Genomic DNA, 6115 nt, shown 5'->3' with positions numbered 1-6115 from the left:
GTCAGGTTGTCGGCAAGCACAGGCGGGTAGGAGAAATCTCCCAACTCTGCGGCCCTCCGCCCGGTGCTGTAAGTCGCGGGGTCAGGAGAAAATCCCGCACGGCGCAGGACATGACGCGCGAGCTTGCCGTCACCGTCCAGCACGTTCACCAACCACGGCAGCGAGATACGCAAGCCACGCCCACGCGACTTGTTGGCTTCCTTCAGCAAGAGGTCTGCGAGGTCATCAATCATATGGGATTCGTACATTTTGTTTTCCTTGTCTGGTAAGTTTGGTGCCCCGGCGGGAAGGAGAAGGACCCGCCGGGGCTGGTATGGCGGAGTTGTCAGTTCTTTCCGTGCCCATACCCATTTGCAATTGCGCGCTCGAAGCGCTGGGCCACCTGTTCAGTGATGAAGGCATCAAGCTTGCCAGCCTCGCGCGCCAGTGCCATCTTCCGCGCGCGAGGAATTTCTGCCAACACTTCACGGGTCAACCGTTCGCGCAGTTCATCATCCGATGATGCCAGAGAACGCTGGGAGAATTCACATTCACTAACTGCGTCACGCGCCCACTGCGCCCAGCCAGAGGGGTCTGAAGGCAGTTCTGCGACGGTTGCACCCTCAAGGTGCGCGAGCACCTCAGGCCGCAAGATTACTTCCTGCGCCAGCTTCTCAGTCATCAAAGGCGAAAGGCGGTTTCCGTACTCGCGCGCCAGCGACAGCGCCATATTCTGCCGAACCTTTTCCAGCTTTTCTACCTGCGGCGGAGTCAAGCCGCGTTCCAGATTTTCGATAGTGTTCAGTTCGTGGGCAGCCATGGATAGTTTCCCTTCTTAAAAAGTGCGTGGATGTAAAAAGTGTCGCCGAAGCCTGCGTCCTTGACGCGTGGAAGCACGGCGCTGATGGAATAGTTCTTTTCCCTGCCTCCGCCCTTCGAGCTTGAAGGTGCCAAGACGTACGGCAAGGGAAACGGATGGTTCAAAAGGCGGCGAGCGACGTGATATGAAATACCCAGCGCTTCACCGACCTGACGGGTTGTCAGCATCTGCGGTCCTTATTGGTAACGATGGAAGAAATAGCGCCCCCGGCGCTTCGGTCTGCATCCCCGATGCCAGCCGATGGTCAAATAATACCACAGAGCTAGCCCCCCACCAAACTTGAGCGGACAAACGGGTCACGTTGTTTACGTGGTCGTTCAAAAAGAAAAAGGCCCGCCAATCCGGCGGGCCTGTACGTTGTTGGATGTTGCGTGGGTCACCAGTAGGTGATGGCGTCTAGCGCGGTTCTCAGCATAGCCAGACCTTCTGGCGTATCGTTCAGGCGGGTTTTATAGTTCCGGAGCTGACCTTGTCCGGAGACGTGGCCCGTTATCCCGCGAATAATATCATCAGAATGCCCAGCTCGCTGCAATCGGTCCACCAGCGTGTCTTTGGTGCTGTACAAGACCTGCCGGTCATTAGTGAAACCAGCCGCTCTGATAGACTTGGTGAAGGAGTCCGACATGGTCCCCGCGACGGACTCGGGTTTGGCTTTGCCCAAATTCCATCCGCCGTCCTGCATGAATTCGAAAAAGCCGCTAAGGTGTTTGGTTAGAGGCAACTTGCGGCTGATCCGGGTTTTTACATCGCCTGTTGTCATGGTGATAAAGTCCGGCATCACGTTTTCAGGCTTCATGCGGAATATCTCGACTGGTCGCGCGGCGGTGTAGAGTGCCACCCTGAACGCCCACTTGAACGCTTCCTGTCTTTCGGGTGTGTACTTGGACTCTGGCCCCCACGCTTCCTGAACCAGCCCCCACACATGCTTGATTTCGTCGTCGTCGAACCGTTGCCACCGCGACTCTTCGACCGGGGTGTCATTGCGCGGCATTTTCACTTTGTCGGTCGGCATCGCATCGAATCCGGGCACCAGTTCTTCAGAGATGGCCCATCGCATGATCGCTTTCACGGGGGCGAAATATTGCGCCACTGAATCCGGTTTCAGACCTTCTTCAAGCAGATGATCGCGATAGAGACGCAGTTTCTCTGGCGTGAACTGGTGCAGCGGTAAGTCGCCCAGTTTGTCCGTCATTGCGTCGATCTTGCCGCGGTAGCTCCGCATGGTCGCCGCGCTTGAATTATTGAGCTTGAAGTAGCGCTCTCGAAGGGATGAAAGACGATAGGCGTCACTTTCCTTGGACTTACCTACGAGTTCGGAAAGTCGGTCATTCAAGACAGTCTGCATGGCCGCGTAGAGAGCTTGTGACATGGTATCGCCCCCATCAGGAGGTGTTGCCACCGGCAAGGAGAGAGCCTCTTTCAGGACGGGTGAGGGTTCTTTGATCTGGTCAATGTGCGACCGGTCCCCGAACGCTTGCCACGCAAATGCGGCGAGGGACTCCCTTTCGTACTGCGGCGACAACTTGGCCGCGCCTATTAAGTGTTCCTCCGTGTCGCGCCACGAAAGGGCGAAAGAGTCGGGATAGTCTTCTATGTCATCGCGGAGCTTGGCCGCGGAGAAATCTTCTATGCCACGCCTGATCACATCAGAGCGGGATTCACTGTCTTTGAGTAGAGCAATGATGCGGTCATGTTCTTTGGTGTACGCCTCACATTTGACCTTTGCTTGATCGAATTTGCTTCCAAGCGACAGGTCCCATCTCTTTCGCCCAAGAAGAGGCTGTAGGGCTTTTGGAACGTCGCGCAGATATTTGAATGCCACCCGGTTTTGGCGGGAGTATGCCGCCATGTATCTGGGGAACTCGATTTGTTCTTTAGCCTGCTGTTTGGCGGTCGGCATCGCGGCGATTCCATTGTACTTCTGACTGGAAAACCATTGTACTTTTCGATAATTTCGTCAATGAAATAAGGGTTTTATAGATGTTCTTGCCGTGGGGTTGTACAAATCTCTTATCACCCACCATTTTTCTGGAAAGGCGCTCCCTGCAAAGGTTGAGCGCCTTTCTTCGTTTCCGGGGTTCCGCCGGCGGCGGCTTGCCGCTACCAATTTGCCTGAGACACCGGGCAAGGGGCATGTGATGCGATTTCCGAAAATCTGGCTGCTGCGGCACGGGCAGACCGAATGGAACGCCGAGCGGCGCATCCAGGGGCAGCTGGAATCACCGCTGACGCCGCTGGGGGTTCAGCACGCCCGCCGCCAGGCCGCGCTGATGGCGCCGGTGATGGCGCAGAGCCCGGCCTGCTATGCCTCGCCCCTGGGCCGGGCGCAGCAGACAGCGGATATCGCCCTGGCGGGCGCGCCGTTTGAGACCGATCCCCGCCTGGCGGAGGCTTTTGCCGGAGATTTCCAAGGCATGACGCTGGATGAGGTCGCAGCGCAGTACCCGCAGATTCACGGGAATAACCCGCGGAATCTGGACCTGTTCTGCGAAGCGCCGGGCGGCGAGGGGTATGACAGTTTTCACGGCCGCATCCTGGACTTCATGCAGTCGCTGACCGGCCCGTCGGTGGTGGTGGCGCATGGGTTGCTGGGGCAGGTGATGCGCGGCATTGTCTGCGGGCTGAGCCGGGACCGGATGGCGGCGCTGCCGAACGGGCAGGGCTGCGTGTATGTGCTGGAAAACGGGGCAGAGACGGTTCTGGAGTGACCGGGCAGGGCGGTTCAAAAAATCTGCTTTTTGCTCTTGAACTGCCGGGCGGCTTTGTCTAAATCCCCGCTCATCGGGTCGTTAGCTCAGTTGGTAGAGCGCTTCGTTTACACCGAAGATGTCGGGAGTTCGAGCCTCTCACGACCCACCATCCCCCCTTACAGCGCAAGACCGAAGATCGCCCAGGCGGCGGTGCGGGCAGGGTGTTTTTGCAGCCGTTTCAGGGCGTTACGGGGCTTAGGTCATTTTTTTTCCGGAAAGTTCCGAAAAAGGCAAAACACGGCTTGACGGCTTAGGGGGCGGGGAATATTACAGCCCAACATTCAGCAGCGATGCTGGATGTGCAGCGGGCGGTTGTAGCTCAGTTGGTTAGAGTACCGGCCTGTCACGCCGGGGGTCGCGGGTTCGAGCCCCGTCAACCGCGCCACTGCTGTACCCCATCCTGGGGTCAATCAGGATCCGCCCCGGAGGGGACCAGGGCCGGTAACGGTCCGCCGCAAGGCGAAAATGCGGTTGTAGCTCAGTTGGTTAGAGTACCGGCCTGTCACGCCGGGGGTCGCGGGTTCGAGCCCCGTCAACCGCGCCACTTTCGCCCGCCGCCCTGACGTTTCAGGGTCCGCCCCGGAGGGGATCATAGCCGAAAGGCCCATGCGCGGTTGTAGCTCAGTTGGTTAGAGTACCGGCCTGTCACGCCGGGGGTCGCGGGTTCGAGCCCCGTCAACCGCGCCACTTTCTTCCTGTGAACAAGATAATGACTTGATCCGGTTCCGGACGCGTCGCGCGCGTTCCGGTCAGCCTGCCGGTTCCGGCGTGTCTTGGCTGAAACTGTTGCGCCAGCCGTGTTCGTCCTTCTCCCAGAGCGAGGAAATCAGCATCTGTTTCCAGTCCGCGCTGCCAGCCGGACGATAGGCGGCGCGGTAGGACAGCAGAACAGCCTCCGGCGTAAGGACGCGCAGCTGGGCATCGCTGAGGCGGTAGCCTGCCATCACCGGCCCGTTCTGCAGCTGCGCGCAGTGGCCTGCCTTGTCCGAAAAGCCGCTGGGGTAGACGCCCAGGAAATCCTCCTTCAGCATCCGGGCGTCCGCGGCAGGGTCGCCCGCCGCCAGCGCCTCCCACACCTTTGTTTCCAAGGCCAGAAACTCGGCGAGCCGGGGGCCGTCAGTGAGAATCTCAATCGTCATGCAGGCAGCCTGGCGCAAGGGCATTAGAGCGAGGGCGGCACCGGTTCCGCGCTGGTGTCGTGGCGCCAGCCGGTCAGCTCGGAATCGACCCATTTCCTCAGGAGTTCCATATCAGGCTTGGGGTTGGCTTCCAGGTAGCGCAGCAGCACGCGGGTGCCGTGCTGATAGCCGGCGCGGTAGCTTTCCTCCGGGTCGGTCTGATTGCCTTCGAACCCGGGCGGCCGTTTGAACCTGCTCTGAACCATCTGCTGTCTCCGTCTGTAAGGGCGTGCGTGTTACCGGGCAGGCTAGGCCAAGAGCGATAAGCAAGTCTTAACCCACGTGCGTAAAACGAACGCAAATTGCGGCAGAGAACTGCCGCGCTGCGGGGCCGTTACAGGGACGGCAGGGGGGTGAGAAACTCCAGCAGCGCGGCAGCGGTTTCGCGGGCGCTGCTGTCAATGAAGAAATGCCCGCCCGGGACGCCTTGCGCGGTCATGTCCTGCAGGCGCGGCGCCCAGGTCGCGGCGACGTCATAGGCCTTGGCCATGGCGCCGTCTGCGCCGTAAAGAACCAGCGCCGGGCAGTGCACCTTGCGGCCCAGGTCGCGGGCATCGTCGTGAAAATCGACGCCGATGGCGGCGCGGTAGTCGTTGCACATGGCATGGACGCAGGCGGGATCGTCCCAGGCGCGGCGGTAGGCCGCCAGCGCTGCGGACGGGAAATCAGACAGGGATGCACCGCCCCAGCCCAGCAGGCAGCTTTCGAAATAGGCCTGCGGATCGGCGCCGATCATCCGTTCCGGCAGCGGCGCGGGCTGGGCGAGGAAGAACCAGTGGTAATAGGCGCGCGCCACTTGATGCGTCAGCTGGTCCAGCAGCAGGTGGGTCGGGATGATGTCCATCACAGTCAGGCTGGCCACCGCCTCTGGCGCGTCGAGCGCCAGCCGGTGCGCGGTGCGCCCGCCGCGGTCATGGCCGGCCAGGTGGAAACAGGGAAACCCCAGCGTCTGCATCAGCGCCAGCTGGTCGGCAGCCATGTTGCGGAAGCTCATGGCCTCCACGCCTTCGGGCTTGGAACTGGCGCCATAGCCGCGCAGATCCGCCGTCACCACGGTGAAGCGGCGGGCGAGGGCGGGGGCGGTGTCCTCCCACATTTCCTTGGTTTGCGGGAAGCCGTGCAGCAGCAGCAGCGGCGGGCCGTCGCCGCGCAAGGTATAAGCGATCTGCTGGCCGTTCACCTGCAGGCTGCCGGATTGAGGTGTTGCTGGCATGGTCTTCCCCCTTCGCTGCTGTGCGGTGCGGGGATTGGACCCTGCGGGCGGCACAGGATCAAGCCTGCCGCTGCGTTTGCGCATTAGGGGAGAGGCTCCCGCGCCTTGCCGCCGC

Annotated in this window: 8 protein-coding genes and 4 tRNA genes; 5 read left to right on the top strand and 7 right to left on the bottom strand. The window is 60.7% G+C overall.

Annotated features, from left to right (window positions below; translation table 11 throughout):
* The 4 genes from ACTRWG_RS22490 to ACTRWG_RS22475 all read right to left on the bottom strand — a co-directional run.
* Positions 1 to 248 (bottom strand): hypothetical protein (locus ACTRWG_RS22490; RefSeq protein ID WP_462829972.1); only part of this gene is annotated, 248 nt, incomplete at its 3' end.
* A gap of 77 nt (positions 249 to 325) precedes the next feature.
* The gene (locus ACTRWG_RS22485; RefSeq protein ID WP_027237201.1) at positions 326 to 799 is read right to left on the bottom strand and encodes a hypothetical protein; all 474 of its coding nucleotides are present in this window, start codon (positions 797 to 799) and stop codon (positions 326 to 328) included.
* The gene (locus ACTRWG_RS22480; RefSeq protein ID WP_154667799.1) at positions 781 to 1026 is read right to left on the bottom strand and encodes a hypothetical protein; all 246 of its coding nucleotides are present in this window, start codon (positions 1024 to 1026) and stop codon (positions 781 to 783) included. The genes ACTRWG_RS22485 and ACTRWG_RS22480 overlap by 19 nt, the downstream gene beginning before the upstream one ends.
* 209 nt (positions 1027 to 1235) lie before the next feature.
* The gene (locus tag ACTRWG_RS22475) at positions 1236 to 2759 is read right to left on the bottom strand and encodes a site-specific integrase (protein ID WP_027237202.1); all 1524 of its coding nucleotides are present in this window, start codon (positions 2757 to 2759) and stop codon (positions 1236 to 1238) included.
* A gap of 238 nt (positions 2760 to 2997) precedes the next feature.
* Between ACTRWG_RS22475 and ACTRWG_RS22470 the strand changes: the two genes are divergently transcribed.
* The 5 genes from ACTRWG_RS22470 to ACTRWG_RS22450 all read left to right on the top strand — a co-directional run bounded on the left by ACTRWG_RS22470 (position 2998) and on the right by ACTRWG_RS22450 (position 4296).
* Positions 2998 to 3567, top strand: coding sequence for a histidine phosphatase family protein (locus ACTRWG_RS22470; protein ID WP_462829971.1), 570 nt, complete (start codon positions 2998 to 3000; stop codon positions 3565 to 3567).
* Positions 3568 to 3642: 75 nt separating this feature from the next.
* Positions 3643 to 3718: transfer RNA gene (locus ACTRWG_RS22465), tRNA-Val, on the top strand.
* A 199-nt stretch (positions 3719 to 3917) separates the two neighbouring features.
* Positions 3918 to 3994: transfer RNA gene (locus ACTRWG_RS22460), tRNA-Asp, on the top strand.
* A gap of 82 nt (positions 3995 to 4076) precedes the next feature.
* Positions 4077 to 4153, top strand: a tRNA-Asp gene (locus ACTRWG_RS22455).
* Between the two features lie 66 nt (positions 4154 to 4219).
* Positions 4220 to 4296 (top strand) — tRNA-Asp (locus tag ACTRWG_RS22450).
* A gap of 62 nt (positions 4297 to 4358) precedes the next feature.
* Here the strand turns inward: ACTRWG_RS22450 and ACTRWG_RS22445 are convergent.
* The 3 genes from ACTRWG_RS22445 to ACTRWG_RS22435 all read right to left on the bottom strand — a co-directional run bounded on the left by ACTRWG_RS22445 (position 4359) and on the right by ACTRWG_RS22435 (position 6000).
* Positions 4359 to 4748 carry a DUF4440 domain-containing protein gene (locus ACTRWG_RS22445; RefSeq protein WP_462829970.1) on the bottom strand — a complete coding sequence of 130 codons (390 nt, stop codon included), beginning with the start codon at positions 4746 to 4748 and terminating at the stop codon, positions 4359 to 4361.
* A gap of 23 nt (positions 4749 to 4771) precedes the next feature.
* Positions 4772 to 4993, bottom strand: coding sequence for a hypothetical protein (locus ACTRWG_RS22440; RefSeq protein ID WP_027237205.1), 222 nt, complete (start codon positions 4991 to 4993; stop codon positions 4772 to 4774).
* Between the two features lie 128 nt (positions 4994 to 5121).
* On the bottom strand, positions 5122 to 6000 hold the full coding sequence (locus ACTRWG_RS22435) for an alpha/beta fold hydrolase (RefSeq protein WP_462829969.1): 879 nt from the start codon (positions 5998 to 6000) through the stop codon (positions 5122 to 5124).
* Positions 6001 to 6115 lie beyond the last annotated feature (115 nt).

The organism is Leisingera sp. G5_S3_59_S7 (assembly GCF_054968485.1).
Note: the sequence above shows the minus strand (reverse complement) of the source record. Positions and strands in the feature narration are given on the sequence as shown.